This is a genomic window from Arthrobacter sp. Hb9-2 (genome assembly GCF_059091165.1).
In genome coordinates, this window is sequence record NZ_JBNHGJ010000022.1 from 1 (window position 1) to 19,411 (window position 19,411).

The window sequence follows — 19,411 nt, forward strand, 5'->3', positions numbered from 1 at the left end:
CCGGACGCGCCCGTTCAGGGACAGGAAATGGCGATCGCGGCGGAAATCGGGTGCGTCCTGGCCCTCAGTGACCGGGCCGCCGGCGCGCTGCTGGCCGCATCCCACGCCCTGACCACTTCCTTGCCCAGGACGCTGGCGGCCCTGCAACGCGGGACGATCTCCTGGCAGCACGCACTGGTCATGGTGGATGAAACGGCCAGCCTTGACCCGGCCGGGGCCGCCGCCTTGGAGGACCACTTCCTGGACCCCGACACACCGAAACCGGCCGCCGCGGCCACGATCGGGGAAATGCCGGCGTACCGGTTCAAAACCAAGGCCCGGGCCTGGCGGGAGCGCCACCACGCCGAGTCCATCGAAAAACGCCACGCCAAGGGCATCGCGGACCGGCGGGTGGAATACCGGCCTGATCAGGACGGAATGGCCTGGCTCTCCGCCTACCTGCCCGCAGACCAGGCGCTGGCGGGCTGGAACAAGCTCACCGCCGACGCAAGGGGACTACAGGGCCCGGAAGAGGCCCGGACCCTCACCCAGCTGCGAGCAGACCTCTACGGCAACCTGCTCCTCGGCGGAACAACCAACGGCGGTCCCGACACGGAGGCAGGAACAAATGCCGGCCCGTCGTCGTCGATCCGCGCGCAGGTGCTGGTCACCGTGCCCGTGTTCTCACTGCTGGGCCTCACCGACGAACCCGCGATGCTCGACGGGTACGGACCGATCCCGCCGTCGACGGCGCGGCAGCTGGCCGCAAATGGTGCGGGTTCGTTCTACCGGGTGCTGGTGGATCCGCGGGACGGGGCGCCGCTGGAGATCGGCCGCACCAGCTACCGCCTTACCAAAGCCATGAAAAAGGCACTGCAGCTCAGGGACGGCAAATGCACTTTCCCCGGCTGCAACAACCCATCCCTGGACAACGAGGCAGACCATCTTCAGGCCTGGCAACACGGCGGCCATACGGGCATCAGCAACCTGGCACAACTCTGCCCCAAACATCACCGCCTCAAACATGCCACCGGCTGGACACCCACCCAAGCCACCAAAAACCAACCACCCGGCTGGACCTCACCCACAGGCCGCCACTACAAAGCCGAACACCACGACTGGGAACCACCCCACTGGCCAGACCTGATGCAGTCTGCGCCCGGGGATCCGCCGCGCGGCGACGTGGATCTTGTGCGCACCGGTTTATCCCTCGGAGAAGACGGCATCGAGCGATTCCTGCACGCCCGGGCCAATTGAACCCTTGCAGCCACCTTCGGCTGGTGCTTGGCTGGTGGGATGGCTGATGAAGAGGTTTCTAAGAACATTCCGGACGACGAGCACCTGCGGCAGGACGTCGCACCAGAGTCCGAGGGAGAACCCCAAGGAGCTCCAGACAGCGGTTTTACGCCAGGACAAACGAATGCAGGGCAGCAGGTCGGCGGGCTTGCTTCGGCTACCGGCTACGGCAAAGACGTCGATCCCGAAGCGCAGCCTGACGGCAACAACCCCGTGTAAGCGAACCCAGTGACTAAACGGCGACGGCGACATTCGGTACCTGCCGGATGTCGCCGTCGCTGTTCTCGGTCTTGGAACTAGCCCACCGCGGCTGGCTCTGGCTCGAGCTCGCCGGTAGCGGTTGTGCCCGCGGCTTCCGCCGGGTGCGGGACGAAGCGGACGAACATGGCTTTGAATCCGGGGGTGTTGGATTCGCGGGCCACGTTTTCCTTGTGGACCAGGGCGTTGGCTTCGGGGAAGTACGCGGCGGCGCAGCCCTTTGCGGTGGGGTAGGCCACGAGCCGGAACTTGTCCGCCGTCCGGTCGTGGCCGCGGAAGGTGCTGACCACGTCCACGAGGTCCCGGTCCTGGAAGCCCAGCTCTGCCAGGTCTTCCGGGTGGATGAGGATGACGCGGCGGCCGCCCGAGATGCCGCGGTAGCGGTCGTCCAGGCCGTAGTAGGTGGTGTTGTACTGGTCGTGGCTGCGGATGGTCTGGAGGACCAGGTGACCGTCGGGAGGGGTGAGGTATTCCAGCGGGCTGACGGTGAACCGGCCGCGGCCAATGTCGGTTTTGAAGGACCGGGTGTCCCGGGGCGGATTGGGCAGCACAAACCCGTTTTTGGTCCGCACCCGGGCGTTGAAGTCCTCAAACCCGGGCAGGACCCGTTCGATGTGGTCCCTGATGACGTCGTAGTCCTCGGCCATGGCCTTCCAGTCCACGGAGTGGTCCGGGCCGAAGGTCGCCTCAGCCATCCGGGCCACGATGACGGGCTCGGCGAGGAGGTGCTCGGATACCGGGGTCAGCCTGCCCTGGGTGGAGTGGACCACGGACATGGAGTCCTCCACGGAGAGGAACTGGGCACCCTTGGGGTGCTTGTCGTCCTTGTCCGTCCGGCCGAGCGTGGGCAGGATCAGCGAGGTGCGCCCGTGCACGATGTGGGAGCGGTTGGGTTTGGTGGAGATGTGGACGGTGAGGCCGATCCGCTGCATCCCGGCTTCGAGGGTTTCGGTGTCCGAGCAGGCGAGGGAGAAGTTCCCGCCCATGGAGACAAAGACGTCCACCTCGTCGCGTTCGAACGCTTCCATGGCTTCCACGGCGTCGTAGCCGTGGTGCCGCGGGGAGGAGATGCCGAATTCGCTGTCGAGGGCCTTCAGGAGCCATTCCTTCGGCTTTTCCCAGATGCCCATGGTCCGGTCGCCCTGGACGTTGGAGTGCCCGCGGACCGGGCAGGCGCCGGCACCGGGCTTGCCGAAGTTTCCCTGCAGCAGCAGGACGTTGACCATTTCCTTGATGGTGTCCACCGAGTGCGGCTGCTGCGTCACGCCCAGGGCCCAGCAGAAGATGGTGGCTTTGGACTTGATAAGCATCCCGGCCACGGTCTCGATCTGTTCCCGGGACAGGCCCGTGGCTTTCTCGGTCTCCATCCAGTCAAGGCTGCGGCGGGCGTCGACGTAGGCGTCGAACCCGTCGGTCTGCGCGGTGATGAAGGAATGGTCGACGACGGAACCCGGGTTCCGCTTTTCCTCTTCAAGGAGCAGGTGGCCCAGGGCCTGGAACAGGGCAAGGTCCCCGCCGACCTTGATCTGCAGGTATTCATCGGCCAGCGGCGTGCCGCCGCCCACCACACCGGAGACGGTCTGCGGGTCCTTGAAGTTGAACAGGCCGGCCTCCGGCAGCGGGTTGACGGCCACCACCTTGCCGCCCTTGTCCTTGCATTCCTTCAGCGCGGACAGCATGCGCGGGTGGTTGGTGCCGGGGTTCTGCCCCACCACGAAGATCAGCTCCGAATCATGGATGTCCTCCAGGGACACGGTGCCCTTGCCGATGCCGATGGTGGGGTTCAGCGCCGAGCCGGAGGATTCGTGGCACATGTTTGAACAGTCCGGCAGGTTGTTGGTGCCCAGCGCCCGCGCGTACAGCTGGTACATGAACGCGGTCTCGTTCGCGGTGCGGCCCGAGGTGTAGAACACGCACCGGTCTGCCGTAGTGGCCCGGACGTGTTCACCGATCAGCTCGAACGCGTCAGCCCAGGAGATCGGCGAATAGTGCGTCTCGCCGGCGCGGATCACCACCGGTTCGCTCAGCCGGCCCTGGTTGCCGAGCCAGTACTCGGTCTTGGTGGAGAGTTCGGCGATCGAGTGCTTCGCCCAGAATTCGGCACCGACCGTGCGGAGCGTGTTTTCCTCGGCCACGGCCTTGGCGCCGTTCTCGCAGAACTCGGCCGCCTTGCGCTTCTTGTCCGATTCCGGCCAGGCGCAGCCCGGGCAGTCAAACCCGCCGCGCTGGTTAAGCCGCAGCAGCGACTGCGCCGTCCGGGTAACCCCGGCCTGCGCCACCGCACGCTCCAGCGCCACCATGACGGCCTTCACGCCCGCCGCCTCGGTCTTGGGCTTGTGGACGGAGAGTTCGTCCTCGTTGATGTCCGCTACGGGTGCGGGCTGCTTACCGAACTTCATTGTTCCAACTTCCTTACCGGCTTACGTAGTTCTGGCACCAGCAAAGGCGCACCAAGGTTCCTGGCGCGCCTTTGCTGAACACTTCTGTTACTTCGATGGCTACTGGTCGACCTTCGCCAGCGTCTCCCGCTCGGCGCCGATGGTGGTGTTGTCTCCATGGCCGGTGCGGACCACGGTTTCGGCCGGGAGCGGAAGCAGGCGTTCCCGGATGGAGGCCAGGATGGTGGGGTAGTCACTGTAGGAGCGCCCCGTGGCACCCGGTCCGCCGTTGAAGAGCGTATCCCCCGTGAAGACGGTCCCCTCGCTCTCCAGCAGGAAGCAGGTGGAGCCGGGGGAGTGGCCAGGGGTGTGGATTGCCCGCAGGCTTGCCCCGCCCACGTCGAACACGTCCCCGTCGGCCAGTTCCCGGTCCGGCTTTGAACCGGGGTAGACCTGCTCCCAGAGGACCAGGTCTTCCGGATTCAGGTAAATGGGGGCACCCACGGCGTCCGCGACCTCACGTGCCGCGCCAATGTGGTCGTTGTGCGCGTGGGTGAGGAGGATGGCCTGGACCTTCCGGCCCTGGACCTGGTTGATGATGGCCGTGGCATCGTGCGGCGAGTCAATGATCACGCATTCGGTGTCGTTACCCACGATCCAGACGTTGTTGTCCACGTCCCACGTGCCGCCGTCGAGCGAAAAGGTGCCCGAGGTGACCAGATTCTCGATCCTAACGCTCATGCCGACGCTCCCGCCGCGGGGATCTCAACAACCGAGCGCAGGACCTTGCCCTCGTGCATCCTTTCGAAGGCTTCCTCCACTTGGTCGATGGTGATGCGCTCCGACACGAAGGCGTCCAGGTCCAGGTTGCCCTGCTTGTAGTGGCTGACCAGCATGGGGAAGTCACGGGAGGGCAGGCAGTCGCCGTACCAGGAGGACTTCAGCGACCCGCCCCGGCCAAAGACGTCCAGCAGCGGCAGTTCCAGCTTCATGTCCGGCGTCGGGACACCCACCAGCACCACCCGGCCGGCGAGGTCGCGGGCGTAGAACGCCTGCTTGTACGTTTCAGGGCGGCCGACGGCGTCAATCACCACGTCAGCCCCGTTGCCGCCGGTCAGGGCCCGGATGGCCTCAATGGGGTCTTCCTTGCTGGAGTCAATGCCGTGGGTGGCGCCCAGGGACTTGGCCATCTCCACCTTGTTCGCGTCAATGTCCACGGCAATGATGGTGGTCGCGCCGGCCAGTTTGGCCCCGGCGATCGCGGCGATGCCCACGCCGCCGCAGCCGATCACAGCCACGGATTCGCCGCGCTTGACTTCACCGGTGTTGATCGCCGCACCGATGCCGGCCATGATGCCGCAGCCGAGCAGCCCGACGGCGGCAGCATCAACCTCGGGGTCCACCTTGGTGCACTGTCCCGCCGCGACGAGGGTCTTCTCGGCGAACGCACCGATGCCCAGGGCGGGCGAGAGCTCCGTGCCGTCCTCCAGCGTCATCTTCTGGGTGGCGTTCGCGGTGTTGAAGCAGTACTGCGGCTGGCCCTTGGCGCAGGCACGGCACTCGCCGCACACGGCACGCCAGTTCAGGATGACGCGGTCACCCGGGGCGACCGACGTCACGCCGTCACCGACCGCACTGACCACACCGGTGGCCTCATGGCCCAGCAGGAAGGGGAAGTCGTCGTTGATGCCGCCCTGCTTGTAATGCAGGTCCGTGTGGCAGACCCCGCACGTGAGGATATCCACAAGCGCCTCGCCCGGGCCCGGATCCGGGACCAGGATGGTCTCCACCGACACTGGAGCGTTCTTTTCCCTGGCAATGACTGCCTTGACTTTATGAACCATTAGCTGGGGTGTCCTTTCCTAGTCCCGGGACTCTAAGGGGGTGCCCCGGGCAGTTCGTTCGGCCCGAGTTCAGCCCGACTTCTTATTCTCGTGCCTCAGGCAGGATGGCGGATAGTCGACCTGTTCACTGCATGCATATTGCGTATTACACAACAGGATGCACATCGCGCGTACTCGAAAATATGTCAGGCGTCACGCGGGGTGTCAATAGACGTCCGAGTACTGCGCGGGGCCAGCTGCTAACGGAAGCCAAGTTTCGCTGTTGCGTGCAACGTAAATCCGTCAGGTGCAACAACTGCAACCCACCCACCCTGTTGGCGCCTGCGGGCGGCCTACCTGCCGCGAGTCCATGGATCCCCTTTAGGCGGCGCCGCAAAGACCATTGACTGTGGTCCCCATCACGCTTAGTCTATTGCAACAGCGTTGCGCTGATTGCAACCCCAACAATTTGGTGGATCCATGAGTAACGAAACCTCCTCCCCCGCCCGCGGGCGGCGCCCCGGCCCGGAGCTGAATGGCAGCCAGTCAGGCTCCACGCCCGGCGATGGCACGCTGAGCGGGAACCAACCTGAACTTGCAGACAACGCCGTCAGCAAGGAAACGCGCCGCCGGGTCATCGCCGCCAGCTTCATCGGCAACTTCGTCGAATGGTTCGACTACGCCGTCTACGGCTACCTGGCCGTCACCATCGCGACAGTCTTCTTCCCGGAGTCCGATCCCCAGACCGGGCTTCTCCTGACCTTTGCCCTTTTTGCGATTTCATTCCTGGTGCGCCCACTGGGCGGTTTCGTCTGGGGCCACATCGGCGACAAGGTGGGCCGCCGGACCGCACTCTCCCTTTCGATCCTGATCATGTCCGGAGCAACCTTCTGCATAGCGCTGATTCCGGGCTACGACACGATCGGTATCTGGGCGCCCCTCCTGCTCCTGATGATCAGGGTGGTCCAGGGCTTCTCCGCGTCGGGTGAATACGCCGGAGCATCGGCCTTCCTGGTGGAATACGCCCCCGCCAACAGGCGCGGCCTCTACGCCGCCGTGGTCCCGGCCAGCACCGCCGCCGGCCTGCTCCTCGGCTCACTCATCGCCGGCCTGTTGACAACCCTGCTGTCAACCGAAGCGATGCACAGCTGGGGCTGGCGGCTGCCGTTCCTGCTGGCAGCCCCAATGGGCCTGATCGGCCGCTACATCCGGACCAAGCTCGAGGACACCCCCGTGTTCCGCGAACTGGCCGCCGAGGACCAGGCCGCCAAGGCACCGGTGTCCAGCCTCTTCCGGAACCACTGGCGGCAGTTGCTGCAAGCGGTCGGGGCCGTGCTGCTCAACGCCGTCGGCTTCTACGTGATCCTCAGCTACATGCCCACGTACCTGTCCTCGGAGCTGGGCCTGGGTGAAACCGAATCATTCCTGGCCACAACCATCGCGCTGGTCACGTACATCGGTTTCATCTTCCTCACGGGCATGCTCTCGGACCGGTACGGGCGCAAGAAAGTGCTGATCAGTGCATCGGTTGCCTTCATCGTCCTTACTGTCCCCGCCTTCGCGCTGCTGGGGACCGGGAACTTCCTGGTGATCGTCCTGGTCCAGATCCTCCTGGGCGCCATGCTCACCCTGAACGACGGCACGCTGCCCAGCTTCCTGGCGGAAATGTTCCCCACCCGTGTCCGCTACAGCGGCTTCGCGGTCAGCTTCAACCTCTCCAACGCCCTTTTCGGCGGTACCGCCCCGTTTATGGCAACGCTGCTGATTGCTGCCACAGCCAGCGACCTGGCCCCGGCCTGGTACCTGGTGGCTGCCGCCGTCGTCTCCCTGATCGCCGTGGCCCTGTCCAGGGAAACCTGCAAAGAGCCCCTGCGCCACGAATAGCTTCCCTCCCAACCAACCGCACTGAAGAAATGCACCACAGAAAGGCATCACCACGATGACCATCACCACCGAGAACGCAACCACCGTCGCCGAACTGGAGCGCACGAAGGTCCTCAAGAACGGCGAAAAAGTCACCCTCACCTTCTCCGATGCAGAGTTCGAACGCAGGATCGCCGGGCTTCGCCGGATCATGGCGGAAAAGGACCTCGACGCCGTCGTCCTCACCAGCTACCACTCCATCAAGTACTACTCCGACTTCCTTTTCACCACCTTCGGCCGCTCCTACGCCATGGTGGTCACCAAGGATGACACCGTCACCGTCACGGCCAATATCGACGCCGGGATGCCTTGGCGCCGAAGCTACGGCGACAACATCGTCTACACGGACTGGCGCCGCGACAACTACATCTTCGCCATCCAGGAAGTCCTGCGCACCCGCGGCATCAACCCGCGCCGCCTCGGCGTCGAGGACGACTCGCTGCCGCTGGACAACCGCAACAAGATCCAGGCCGCATTCCCGTCCGCAGCCCTCGTGGACGTCGCCCAGGCAGCCATGCGCCAGCGCATGATCAAGTCCGCCGAAGAAATCGAGGTCATCAAGCACGGCGCACGCATCGGCGACCTCGGCGGCGAGGCCATCCGCAACGCCATCACCGCCGGGATCACCGAGTACGAGGTGGCGCTGATCGGCACCGAGGCCATGGTGCACGAGATCGCCCGGACCTTCCCGAATTCCGAGATTCGCGACACGTGGGTGTGGTTCCAGTCCGGCATCAACACCGACGGCGCGCACAACTGGGCCACCACCCGGAAAATCCAGGAACACGACATCCTGTCCCTGAACTGCTTCCCCATGACCTCCGGCTACTACACGGCCCTCGAGCGGACGCTGTTCTACGGCGAACCTGATGCCCGCTCACTGGAACTGTGGAACATCAACGTCGAGGTCCACAAGCGCGGCCTTGAGCTGATCAAGCCCGGTGCCGTGTGCGAGGACATTGCCGCTGAACTCAACGAGATCTACGTCGGCTACGGCCTGCTGGCCAACCGCACCTTCGGCTACGGACACTCCTTCGGCGTCCTGAGCCACTACTACGGCCGGGAAGCCGGGCTGGAACTCCGCGAGGACATCGACACGGTGCTCGAACCGGGCATGGTGGTGTCCATGGAACCCATGATCACTGTCCTCGACGGCCAGCCGGGCGCCGGCGGTTACCGCGAACACGACATCCTGGTGGTGGGGGAGGACGGCGCGGAGAACATCACCAAGTTCCCGTTCGGGCCCGAGTACAACATCATCGGCGCCTAGTCCCGCCAGGCCCGTTCCCTGGCATCGAAGGCGCGGCCAGGGAACGCGGCCATGAACCCTAACAGGGCCCAAACCGGAAGCGGCGTCATCATCATGGCGCCGCTTCCGGCACCCGCTAAGGAATGATGGGTAACACCATGAGCGCAACAGAACCCGAGACCACAGGCAACGGCGACAGCAAGGGCGCCTCCGTGATCGTCAACGCGATCGCCGTCCTCCGCACCTTCACCGCGGACGAGCCACTGCTGGGGGTCACCGAGATCGCCAACCGCGTAGGGCTGCATAAGAGCACCGTCTCGCGGATCCTGGCCACCTTCGAACAGGAACACCTGGTGGAACGTGACGCCGAGACCCGCCGCTTCCGGCTGGGACTCGGTCTGATCGCTGTGGCCGGCCCCCTGCTGGCGGAACTGGAGGAGCGGCGGGTCGCTTACCCCGTGCTGCGCGAGCTGTCGGAGCAGACCGGCGAAACCAGCGCCCTCATGGTCTGGAGCGGTGACGAATCCATTTGCGTCGAGCAGATCGCCAGCCACCACCAGATCAAGCACACCACCCCGCTGGGCGCCCGGTATAACGACGCCCTCAGCGCCTCGGTGCAGGTGTTTCTGGCGCAGGAACCCGAAGGCCGCGTCCGTTCCCTCCTTAGCAGCGGTGCCATCACCTACCCCGGTTTGGACGAGTCGAGCCTGGACGCCTACCTGGTCCGCCTGAAGGACGACCTCAAGCGTGGCTGGGCCATTAACTACGGGGAAACCTCCATCGACGAAGTGGGCCTGGCAGCACCTGTTTACGATCATCGCGGCGAAGTGGTGGCTGCCGTCCTGATCCCGGCGCCACGGTTCCGGGTGTCCCAGGACCGGCTAAAGGCGCTCGGCGAATCCTGTGCCGCCGCGGCAGCCAAGGTCACTGCCCGGCTGGGCGGCAGGGCGCGCGGGGCCGCCACGTAGACTGGCAGGATGCGGTTGGTAGCAAGTGACATTGACGGAACGATCCTTGGGCACGATGGAAAGATCAGCGACCGGACCGTCCGCGCCTTCCACGCCTGCCGCGACGCCGGCGTCGAACTCGTTTTTGTCACCGGCCGGCCGCCGCGCTGGTTGCACCCCCTGCAGGACCAGCTCGGCCATACCGGAACCGTCATCTGCTCCAACGGGGCCGTGGTCTGGGACCTTGAAGCTGAACAGCTCGTGTCCGCCCGTACCCTGGCCATCGATTCCGTGCTGGAGATCCGCCGCATCATCAAGGAGCTCCGCCCGGCCGCCCTCTTCGCCGCGGAGACACTGACAGGCTTCCACCTCGAGCCCGGCTTCATCGAAAACGGTTCCTCCGAACTGCTCTCGGAATTCACTCCGGCGCCGCTGGCCGAAACCCTCACCACGGACGACGCCGTCGTGAAGTTCCTCGCGATTGTCCGGGAGGGGACCGCCGATGATTTCCTGGCGGAGGTGAGGCCCGCCGTCGAACATCTGGCCGCTGCCACGCACTCGTCGCCCGGGGTCTCCATGCTGGAGTTGTGCCTGCCCGGCGTCAACAAGGCGGTGACGCTGGCGGAGTACGCCGCCGCGCTGGGCATCGACGCCGTCGACGTTGTGGCGTTCGGGGACATGCCTAACGACATCGAGATGCTCCGCTGGGCCGGCCATGGCTACGCGATGGCCAGCGGCCACCCGGAGGCAATCCGCGCCGCCGGGCAGCAGGCACCCCATTTTGACGACGACGGCGTGGCCCAGATCCTGGAGGCCCGCCTGGCGTCGCTGGGCGTCAAACTTCCCTGATCCCGCTGGACAGCGGCTAATTTCCAGCTGACGCTCACCTTGCGTTCACTTTTGCTCCCTACCGTGGAGAAAGGGGGCCAAGAGTTCCCCTTTCGGCTCAAGGGGTAATGATGGCAAAAAACGTCAAGCACAACGCAGTTGATGTGCCGCTGCGCAGGGCAACGCCCGCGCCGCATTGGAAGCAGTTGCGCCAGGGCGACCGCGTCCGCGTGGTTTTCACGCCCGGCTTCGAGAGCGGCGGCCTGGTGGACGCCATCACCGGGGACCACACCGCAGTGTGGATAAACCTCGACGGCGGCCGCGGCCGCACGCTGCTGCACTGCAGCGACGGCGTGGAGATCCTTCCCGAAGAGGATTAGGCCGGCCGTACCCGGCTCCGCGTCCCGGTGGCTCCGGTACGCTCGCAGGGTGAGTTTGCCGTTCTTCAGCAGCCCGGACAATACCGGTCGCCAGCCGCCTGTCGCCATGGCCCACCGGGGCTTTTCCCGGGAGGGGCTGGAAAATTCGATGGCGGCGTTCCGTGCCGCCGTCGACCTCGGCTACCGCTACCTGGAAACCGATGTGCACACCACGGCGGACGGCGTGGTGCTCGTCTTCCACGATGACACCTTGGACCGGGCAACGGACGGGAGCGGGCGGATCGCCGCACTCACCGCTGCTGAGGTTGCCGGCGCGCGGATCAGTGGACGCGAGGCGATCCCGACTTTTGATGATGTGGTCACCGGGCTGCCCGGGGCCCGTCTCAATGTTGACGTCAAGGACTGGAACTCCGTCCGGAGCCTCGCTGCCGCCATCGAACGCCACCAGGCCCACTCCCGCGTCCTGGTCACCAGCTTCTCGGACCGGCGGCGACGGGCGGTGCTGAAGCTGCTGAGCCGTCCGGTGGCGTCATCGGCCGGAGTGGTTCCGGTGGCTTTGTTTACGGTGCTCGGCCGGGTGCTTCCAGGACCCGCCTTCCGCTGGCTTATGCGCCGGGTCCTGCACGAGGTCCAGGCACTCCAGGTTCCCGTGCGGCGCGGGATGATCGAAGTGGTGACGCCCGGTTTTGTCCGCCGCGCACACGCCTTGGGCCTGGTGGTCCACGTTTGGACAGTCAATGAGCCCGCGGAAATGCGCCGCCTGCTCCAGCTCGGCGTGGACGGCATTGTGACCGACCGCGCAGACCTCCTCCGGGACGTGTTGCAGGAACGCGGCGAGTGGCCGGGGCCGCCGGAGGCCTAACCCCTGCCTGTACTGGTGGAAGGGTCCTGGTCGCCTTCGGACGGATCTGCGCGCAGCTCATCCGGGTCACCTTCCGGCAAGCCTGCGGAACCTGGAACGTCGCGCGGAACCCCTGCCGTGCCGCCCGTGGATGCGGACGCATTGCCGGCCAATCCGCTTGCTCCGGTCCCGGTGGTGCCGGGAGCCTCCGACCCTGTTTCTGCCTCCTCCGATTCCCCTTCCTCGACGTCCCCGCCGAGGGGAGCTTCGGAGACCGGGCCCGGGGCCGCGCCGGCCTTCAGGCCAGGAGACTTTTGCTTCTCCGCCTCCATGGCGTTGGATCCCTCGCTGAGGGAGGAGTGGACTTCCACGTCATCATTGGGATCCGAGGGGTCCGGAACATGCAGTTTCTCAGTGGGCTTGCTCGTTCCTGCAAGGTCCTCCATGGCGTTCTCTGCTGCCTTGCCGATGCTGTCGCCGATACCCATGTGACTGCTCCTTCTGACATTGCGTGCCCGGTGCCCCGGTGGACTTCCGGAATTACCCTTCCAGAATTATCAGCATGCTTACAATTAGTCCAGAGCTGGGGTTACGAGACCACAGCCCGGCACAGGAAGGACGAGTATTGTGAGCAGCTACCATCCGGAAAACGATCCCGCCAACCCTGACCAGCCTGGCAAGAATCCGCCGGGCCCTAGCGAGGCGGGTACGGCCCAACAGGGCGGGCGGGACTCTGCCGGCTCGGCGAATCCGGACCCCGCGGCAGGCAACGTAACGGGGCTGGAGCCAGGCGGGGGAGTGCCGCCAGGTGAGACTCCTCCGGCGGAAGACCAGATGAGCGCCGACCAGGGGCACGATGAATAAACCGTCCGCCACGAACGGCCCGGCGGACACGGATAGACAGCGCCGGGCCGGCGCTTAGGTTCCAGCCATCCGCGGGCCCTGCCGGTCCCAGCGGCAGCCGATCGTCAGAGGGAGTCTTCGGATGGGGTGCTGCCGCCGGACTTCTCGGGCCCGACGAGTTGCCGCTTGAGCCCGTCCATATCGAGGCGGGAGTTCCAGCTTGCCCAGTCCTGGGGCCGGACGGACGGCCTGCCCAGCAGGTAGCCCTGGCCGGCACTGATGCCAAGTTCCGTGAGGACCTCGAGTTCGCCGACGGTCTCGATGCCCTCCGCCACCAAGGTGGTGCCGATCTGCCCGGCGAAGTCCACAAGGCAGGCGACCATGGCCCTCTGGATGCCGTCCTTGTCCACGTCCCCAATGACATTCCTGCCAACCTTCAGGAAATCCGGCCGCAGGTGCACCATCCGGCTCAGCGCACCGGCCTCCGGGTGCGTGTCGTCAACGGCGATACGCAGGCCCTTGTCGCGCAGCGGGCTAACGGCCGCAATGAACTGCGGGTACTCCTCATCGCTGATGGTCTCCGTCAGTTCCAGCACCACCCGGCTGATGGGAAGGTCAATGTGCTCGAACAGTTCCGGCAGGCGCGGGTCCAGGCATGAGGTGGGTGAAATGTTAAGCGAAACGTACAGGTCTTGGGGGAGATCCCTGGCTGCAGCAGCAGCAGATCCGAGAGCCGAAAACTCCAGGTTCGCGCCCAGGCCCACCGCCGCCGCCTCCGCAAACCAGAGTTCCGCGGCAGCGCCATCGTCGCTGACAAAGCGGGACAGTGCCTCCACTCCCACAACCGATTCTTCCGCGAGCCCGTAAATGGGTTGGAAGGCCGTCATCAGCATCTGGCTGTCAAGCAAAGCACTGATGCGTGACATGCTTCGAATCGCATCAATCTGTTCGGCGAGTTTCGGCGGGATGGCGATGGATTCCAGGCGCATTTTCCTGGCGCTGTCCAGCGTCTCAACCGTGTTGGCGTCGCTGCGCCGGGTTTCGAGGAGATACTCCAGCAAAGCCCGCTCGGGCACGCCCGGATTCTCGTCGAGACTGTTGCTAAGGCGCTGCCGCACAGCGGCCCCGGATGGATCCGAGTCCGCCAAAACAGCGGCGATAATTCCCCACGCCTGTACACGAACCGACATTAGCTACGCCCCCAGTTGACGAAGTAATGACCCATTGGCCCTTTGTTGTTCAATTTCCAACCGCTTCTGAAGTCCCGTGCTGCTGATCAGCCGCGACATCCACGGCGACGAAAATCAGACCCAGCACGATGATCGTATATCGGGGCGGACGAAAGTGCAGTACTTTTCTGCTACTGGTTAGCGCTTTCCGGCTGGCCTGCCAGGAGTTCCGGAACCTGGGCAGGCGGGACAGGGCGGCTGAAGTAATAGCCTTGCGCACTGAGGCAGCCCAAACTTCGCAATATCTCTGCCTGCTCCGCCGTCTCGACGCCTTCCCAGACCGCCTCCAGGCCGCATGCGCGGACGAGTTGCAGGACGGCGGCCACCAGGGCCGGTTGGGTGGGATCAGTGCCCAGGCCGGTGATAAGGGAACGGTCCACCTTTACCCGGTCCACCGGCAGCCGGCGCAAGTAGCTGATGGATGAGTAGCCGGTGCCGAAGTCGTCGATCTCGATCCCCACGCCCAGGCCGCGCAGCCCGCCCAGCGAGTAGCGGTCCAGTTCGTTGCCCTTGACGATCGCTACTTCCGTCAGTTCCAGGACCACCTGTTCCGGCCGGACGAGGGTCTCCTTTAGGACATTCCGTACATCCTCAATGAACTGAAGGCTTTGCAGGTCGGTGGCGGAGATATTGATCCGGACGGAGAAACGGCTGTCCACAAGGGACTCGTCAATCCATTGCCGCAACTGGTGCACCGCCGTGCGAAGCACCCACAGCCCCAGGACGGAGATCAGCCCGGCATCCTCGGCCAGTGGAATGAACTCATCCGGCATGATGAGCCCGCGGGTCGGGTGGTTCCAGCGGACCAGGGCCTCCACGCCTTCGATCCGCCCGGAGCTGAGTTCCACCACCGGCTGGTAGTGCAGCGTCAGGCCGTCGCTCTTGATAGCTGCCCGGAGGTCCTCCACGAGCTGGCTGCGGAGCCTGCGGACCAGCAGGAGGCCGGGTTCGAACCGGTGAAGCTTGTTCTGGCCCTCGGCCTTGGAGGCGTACATGGCGACGTCGGCCTCCATCAGCATGTCCTCGGGGGTCTGCCCGGCTCCACCAACACTCAGCCCGATGCTTGCACCGCAGCGGATACTTCGCCCCGGCAGTTCAATCGGTTCGGTCAACGCCGAAAGGATGCGGTGGCCCACGATGGCTGCCTGGTCTGCGGAGACCGCCGGCATAACGATCGCGAACTCGTCGCCACCGAGGCGTGCCACGACGTCGGTAGTGCGCACTGCGCCGCGGATTCGTTCCCCCACCGTGATCAGGACCTGGTCACCGGCCGTATGGCCCAAGCTGTCGTTGATGGATTTGAAGGCATCGAGGTCCATCAGCAGGATGACTGGGCCTTCTTCGTTGGCACCGTCGTCGTCAATCGCAGCGCGCAAAGCCTCGATGAGCGCCGAGCGGTTTGCCAGTCCGGTCAGCGGGTCCTGCATGGCCATCTTCTGCATTTCCAGGTGGGCCTCGTGCAGCAGTTGCGTGCGCACCTGCACCCGCTGTTCAAGTTCCTCGTAAATGATCTGAAGGTCCTCGGCCAGAAGGTTCGTGCCCATAATGATGGCATCGAGCTCATCGCGGGCTTCGGATACCTCGATCCGGGAGCCGAGGTCTCCCGATGCCAGCCGGACAATGCCTTCCAGCAACTGTGAGAGCCGGGGGTCATTGTCAGCAAACATCAGTCCTCCTTCCCTGCTCAGTTGGCCTGGCTGCGGTCGGTATCCAGCGGAAGGCTGACGGTGACAGTTGTACCCGAGCCCAGGGTGGAAGCGACATCGATGTGGCCACCGTGGCGTGCCACGATGTCCTTGGTGATGGCCAGGCCCAGGCCCGTTCCGGGAATCGCGCCGGACATGGCGTTGGAGGCGCGGTAGAACCGGGTGAAGACGTGGTCGATTTCCTCGCTGGAGATGCCGATGCCGTTATCGGCGACGCTGACGGTGGCCCACCGCGTTCCGTCCGCCGCTGCGTGGGATTCGCTGCCCACCTCGATCCGGCCACCGCTGGGGGTGAACTTGATGGCGTTGGACACCAGGTTGGTGAACACCTGCTGCAGCTGTACCTCATCGGCCAGGATTTCAGGATCTTCAGGGAGCGGGTCGACGGCGATGGTGACGTTTTGCAGCTGGGCCAAAGGACGCAGCGCACCGGCGACAAGGTCCAGGGTCTGCCCCAAGCGCACCGGGGTGAGGTGCATCAGGTTGTCATCGAGGCCGTTGCGGGAAACGCTCAGCATGTCTTCGATCAGCGTCCGGAGCCGCTCCGTGTTCCGCACCACGATGTCCAGCATCTGGTGGACCTCGGGGGAGACCGGCTGCTCAGTGCTCTCCTGAATCATGTCCAGGTACGCCATGATGGACGTCAACGGCGTCCTCAGCTCGTGGTTGACGGTGGCAAGGAAGTCTGTTTTCGCCTTGTCGAGCTGTTGAAGCTGCTTAACAACCTGCTGCTGGCTGCTGATGAGGTGGCTTTGGATCAGCCCATGGGCGGCATTGCCCGCCACGTGCTGGATCAGCCCCAGCTCGGCGCGGGACCATTGCCGGGGCTCGTCCAGCATAACGATCCAGATAATGCCCAGCGAGGAGCTTCCTTCTCCCATCGGCACGGCCAGTAACGACGCAGCCGGTGCAAGGCGCGGGCCGCTCGATGCTTCACCCGCTTTTGTATCCTCTTCGGACCCGTCGAAAGATAGCGTTTCAGCAGCCTCCCAGAGCATGTCCGCAGTGTGCCTGGCAGATTCCTGATCCGGAAGAGCTGCTGCTGGAAGCTTCTCCAGTCCAGGCCGTGTCCACGTAGCCTCGATCGGGGAGACCCGCTCGTCCTCAAAAGTAGAGAGCCGGACGTGGTCAGCCTTAAACGTACGGCCGAATCCCTCCACCACGAGGCGGGCAATCTGCTGCGGATCGTTGGTGCCCCGGACGGCAGCGGATACCAGCCTGAGCTGCTCCCGGAGACCTTCGGCTTCCTGCCGGGCCGCTGCCCGCCGGGCCACCTGCCTGATGAGTGCTGTGGCACGATGCACCAGTTCTTTGGGCGGCACAGGTTTAGCTATGCAGTCGTGGATGCCGGGAGGCTGCATGGCTGCGAGCTCGGCGGGGCTGTCCAGGTCCACCATCACAAGGACGGGAGCTTCTGCTTCCACCGCGGACAGCAGCGTATCAACCACGATGACCGACGGTTCGCCTGCGTCGAGCATTGCGGCAAGCCCGCTCGCATCCCCTGCGGTGCGAACCTCGTAGCCCGCATCGCGCAGTGCCTGTGCGTTGACCGCCAGCCTGCCGTCGTCGGGGTCCGCCACAACAGCGGTGCGAGGCACAGTCGAGTCCCACGGCATGTCAGCCGCCACAACGCCCCCCTTTGATCCCAGTTGAGTACATTGTAGGGCGACGACGGCTGGATGAACCCGCAGAAGGTGTACATCCCGCAAGAGTGACGAAACAACCGGAGCGGGGAGGGGCGGCGCACCGCAAACGGCACCGCTTGGCGGTGTTCCCCACGGGGCACACCCTATATTTGATGCGTGTCCTCCCCAGCGAAATCAGTGCGCTCTGCCTGGCAGAAGTACCTGATGATCCCCAAACTCGTCCGGCTGTCCCGTTCCGCGCACAAGGACCGGCCCGTGGCGTGGGACAGGTACTGGGCAGGCATCAAGGTGACCGGTGCAGGGGGCGAGGTCCTCTGGGACTCCGGCAGGGACAATGAGTTCCTGGGCTACAGGGATGTGCTGGTGCGCCACCTGGACCCGAAACTTCCCGTGGTTGACGTGGGATGCGGGCACGGTAGCTTCACGCGTGCCCTGGCCGGCGTCTTCCCTGCGGTGATAGGGGTGGACGTATCCGCCCATGCTGTTGCCCGTGCCCGCACGGAATCCGCGGTGGACGGAAATACCGCGGAACGCGTCCGCTACGAAGTGCGGGACATGACAGCGCCCGGCGCCGCGAGCGGGTTGGGGGACGAAAGCGGAGCCAACGTCTTCATCCGCGGGGTGCTGCATGTGCTGAACCCTGATGACCAGGTAGCACTGGTGGAAAACCTTCGGCTGCTGGCCGGCAGGGACGGCGCCGTGTTCCTTGCCGAGACCAACTTCCAGGGAAACCCCGTGGACTACGTTTCACACTTGGGCGCAACCACCAAGGGCATCCCCGCGCCCCTTGAACGGGCCATCCGCGAACTGCCCATGCCGGGCCATTTCGGCCCTGCTGAACGGGTCCGTGTCCTCCCCGAAGACGCCTGGGAGCTCCTCGAGGACGGGGCGGTGGCCATCGAAACGAACCCCATGACGGACGTGCCCGAACAAAGCCTGATCCCCGGCTATTACGCGGTGCTGCGCCCCCGGCCCTAGCCGCAGCTGCCCGGGCGGAGGTACGATCTGCATCCGCACGGCCCCCTGCCCCCTTGACACGGGGGCGGAACCGGAGGCTACATAGTAAGTAGACTTACTAGTTATCTCCAGGGGAAGGATAGCCGCCATGGCACAGGACAAAGGCAATAAGGCCCGCGGGGCTGAAGCGGAACGGGACGAAGACGACCTGGGCGCAGGCCCGGATGGCGGGAAGGTCCGCACGGGCCCTGAATCATCCAAATCCCTGAAGTATTCGCAGGAGGTCACCTCAACGGACGACGAACCGGAGCGCGAGGGCCGGAGCCTGGTCACCACGCACCACGAAGTCATCAGGCAGTGGGCGGAGGAGCGCGAGGGTGTTCCGGCCACAGTGGAGGGCACCGAGCATGGTGACCACCTTGGTGTGTTGCGGATCGACTTTGGCGGCGAAAATGACAAGCTTCGCCACATCAGCTGGGAAGAATGGTTCGAAACCTTTGACTCCCGCCAGCTGAACTTCATTTACCAGGAACAGCGCAGCGACGGCCAGCAATCCAACTTCTTCCGGCTGGAAAACCCCGGCCGGGAAGACGCCTAAGCCGCACCGTCCAGCCGTACCCCGAAAGAGCAGCACCGGTCACCTCCGGCGCTGTCCCGTCGTCGGCAGGCGTAAACCAACAGGAACAACCATGCGCGAACTTATCCCTTCCGGTTCCCTCCGCGGGATGCTGCTGCCACCAACCTACGGCCGGCACGTCACGGACAACACCGCATTCACCGTCCTTTCCGTCGAAATCTGGGCCACAGGGCTGGTGGTCAACATCCAGCTGGCCTCAGACAGTGAGCCGGAGCCCAACATCGTCCTCCAGGACCACTTCGGGACCGAGTATTCGCTGCGCAGCTCCGCGAATCTGGGCTCCCGGAACCTGCAGGTCTTTACCCCCTCGGTGCCGCCGGGAACAAGGAGCCTGACAGTCAGGTCGGCTGACGACGCCCAGGCCAGGCCGGTTGTTACCTTTGCCGTCCCGCTCATGGCCGTGCAGGATGACACGGCCGACAGGGACGATGACGGCTACCCCTCGCCGCCGGAACTCCGCCGCCCCGCCTGATCACCCCAAAAGGAGCCAC

At 64.9% G+C, this 19,411-nt stretch carries 19 protein-coding genes; 12 read left to right on the forward strand and 7 right to left on the reverse strand.

All coding sequences use genetic code 11. From position 1 onward, the window contains the following. Positions 1 to 1,236, forward strand: a 1,236-nt coding sequence (locus AC5RV1_RS13160; RefSeq protein WP_493994863.1) for an HNH endonuclease signature motif containing protein, incomplete at its 5' end; no start/stop codon positions are given. Positions 1,237 to 1,275: 39 nt separating this feature from the next. Continuing rightward, positions 1,276 to 1,494, forward strand: a complete 219-nt coding sequence (locus tag AC5RV1_RS13165) for a hypothetical protein (protein WP_493994864.1) — start codon at positions 1,276 to 1,278, stop codon at positions 1,492 to 1,494. 77 nt (positions 1,495 to 1,571) lie between these two features. Here the strand turns inward: AC5RV1_RS13165 and AC5RV1_RS13170 are convergent, their stop codons facing one another. The 3 genes from AC5RV1_RS13170 to AC5RV1_RS13180 all read right to left on the reverse strand — a co-directional run bounded on the left by AC5RV1_RS13170 (position 1,572) and on the right by AC5RV1_RS13180 (position 5,755). Then, positions 1,572 to 3,932, reverse strand: a complete 2,361-nt coding sequence (locus AC5RV1_RS13170; protein WP_493994865.1) for an FdhF/YdeP family oxidoreductase — start codon at positions 3,930 to 3,932, stop codon at positions 1,572 to 1,574. Positions 3,933 to 4,031: 99 nt separating this feature from the next. Beyond that, positions 4,032 to 4,652 (reverse strand): MBL fold metallo-hydrolase, encoded by a 621-nt coding sequence (locus AC5RV1_RS13175; protein ID WP_493945929.1) that lies wholly within the window; start codon positions 4,650 to 4,652, stop codon positions 4,032 to 4,034. Further along, positions 4,649 to 5,755, reverse strand: coding sequence for an S-(hydroxymethyl)mycothiol dehydrogenase (locus AC5RV1_RS13180; RefSeq protein WP_493994866.1), 1,107 nt, complete (start codon positions 5,753 to 5,755; stop codon positions 4,649 to 4,651). Before AC5RV1_RS13180 ends, AC5RV1_RS13175 begins: the two co-directional genes overlap by 4 nt. A 459-nt stretch (positions 5,756 to 6,214) precedes the next feature. On the opposite strand from AC5RV1_RS13180, the gene AC5RV1_RS13185 reads away from it, so the two are divergent. The 6 genes from AC5RV1_RS13185 (at position 6,215) to AC5RV1_RS13210 (ending at position 11,923) form a co-directional block, all read left to right on the forward strand. Beyond that, positions 6,215 to 7,618 (forward strand): MFS transporter, encoded by a 1,404-nt coding sequence (locus AC5RV1_RS13185; protein ID WP_493994867.1) that lies wholly within the window; start codon positions 6,215 to 6,217, stop codon positions 7,616 to 7,618. A gap of 55 nt (positions 7,619 to 7,673) precedes the next feature. Further along, a complete protein-coding gene (locus AC5RV1_RS13190; RefSeq protein ID WP_493994868.1) occupies positions 7,674 to 8,927 on the forward strand; it encodes an aminopeptidase P family protein in 1,254 nt (417 codons plus the stop codon). 137 nt (positions 8,928 to 9,064) lie between these two features. Continuing rightward, positions 9,065 to 9,874: an IclR family transcriptional regulator gene (locus AC5RV1_RS13195; protein ID WP_493945933.1), complete on the forward strand. Its 810-nt coding sequence runs from the start codon at positions 9,065 to 9,067 to the stop codon at positions 9,872 to 9,874. Between the two features lie 9 nt (positions 9,875 to 9,883). Beyond that, positions 9,884 to 10,702, forward strand: a complete 819-nt coding sequence (locus AC5RV1_RS13200) for an HAD family hydrolase (RefSeq protein ID WP_493994869.1) — start codon at positions 9,884 to 9,886, stop codon at positions 10,700 to 10,702. 110 nt (positions 10,703 to 10,812) lie between these two features. Beyond that, a complete protein-coding gene (locus AC5RV1_RS13205) occupies positions 10,813 to 11,061 on the forward strand; it encodes a hypothetical protein (protein WP_493946385.1) in 249 nt (82 codons plus the stop codon). A gap of 49 nt (positions 11,062 to 11,110) precedes the next feature. Then, the gene (locus tag AC5RV1_RS13210; RefSeq protein WP_493994870.1) at positions 11,111 to 11,923 is read left to right on the forward strand and encodes a glycerophosphodiester phosphodiesterase family protein; all 813 of its coding nucleotides are present in this window, start codon (positions 11,111 to 11,113) and stop codon (positions 11,921 to 11,923) included. Here the strand turns inward: AC5RV1_RS13210 and AC5RV1_RS13215 are convergent. Next, positions 11,920 to 12,390: a hypothetical protein gene (locus AC5RV1_RS13215; RefSeq protein WP_493994871.1), complete on the reverse strand. Its 471-nt coding sequence runs from the start codon at positions 12,388 to 12,390 to the stop codon at positions 11,920 to 11,922. The genes AC5RV1_RS13210 and AC5RV1_RS13215 overlap by 4 nt on opposite strands. A 139-nt stretch (positions 12,391 to 12,529) precedes the next feature. Between AC5RV1_RS13215 and AC5RV1_RS13220 the strand changes: the two genes are divergently transcribed. Continuing rightward, a complete protein-coding gene (locus tag AC5RV1_RS13220; protein WP_493994872.1) occupies positions 12,530 to 12,766 on the forward strand; it encodes a DUF6480 family protein in 237 nt (78 codons plus the stop codon). A 104-nt stretch (positions 12,767 to 12,870) separates the two neighbouring features. On the opposite strand, the gene AC5RV1_RS13225 is transcribed toward AC5RV1_RS13220, so the two are convergent. From AC5RV1_RS13225 to AC5RV1_RS13235, 3 genes are all read right to left on the reverse strand, one after another. Next, a complete protein-coding gene (locus AC5RV1_RS13225) occupies positions 12,871 to 13,935 on the reverse strand; it encodes an EAL domain-containing protein (RefSeq protein WP_493994873.1) in 1,065 nt (354 codons plus the stop codon). A 170-nt stretch (positions 13,936 to 14,105) separates the two neighbouring features. Then, positions 14,106 to 15,641 (reverse strand): putative bifunctional diguanylate cyclase/phosphodiesterase, encoded by a 1,536-nt coding sequence (locus AC5RV1_RS13230; protein ID WP_493994874.1) that lies wholly within the window; start codon positions 15,639 to 15,641, stop codon positions 14,106 to 14,108. Positions 15,642 to 15,658: 17 nt separating this feature from the next. Next, a complete protein-coding gene (locus tag AC5RV1_RS13235; protein ID WP_493994914.1) occupies positions 15,659 to 17,296 on the reverse strand; it encodes an ATP-binding protein in 1,638 nt (545 codons plus the stop codon). 234 nt (positions 17,297 to 17,530) lie between these two features. Here AC5RV1_RS13235 and AC5RV1_RS13240 point away from each other — a divergent pair, with 234 nt between their 5' ends. The 3 genes from AC5RV1_RS13240 to AC5RV1_RS13250 all read left to right on the forward strand — a co-directional run bounded on the left by AC5RV1_RS13240 (position 17,531) and on the right by AC5RV1_RS13250 (position 19,392). Then, positions 17,531 to 18,304, forward strand: coding sequence for a class I SAM-dependent methyltransferase (locus AC5RV1_RS13240; protein ID WP_493994915.1), 774 nt, complete (start codon positions 17,531 to 17,533; stop codon positions 18,302 to 18,304). 127 nt (positions 18,305 to 18,431) lie between these two features. Further along, a complete protein-coding gene (locus AC5RV1_RS13245; protein ID WP_493945940.1) occupies positions 18,432 to 18,881 on the forward strand; it encodes a Rho termination factor N-terminal domain-containing protein in 450 nt (149 codons plus the stop codon). 91 nt (positions 18,882 to 18,972) lie between these two features. Beyond that, on the forward strand, positions 18,973 to 19,392 hold the full coding sequence (locus tag AC5RV1_RS13250; protein ID WP_493994875.1) for a hypothetical protein: 420 nt from the start codon (positions 18,973 to 18,975) through the stop codon (positions 19,390 to 19,392). Positions 19,393 to 19,411 lie beyond the last annotated feature (19 nt).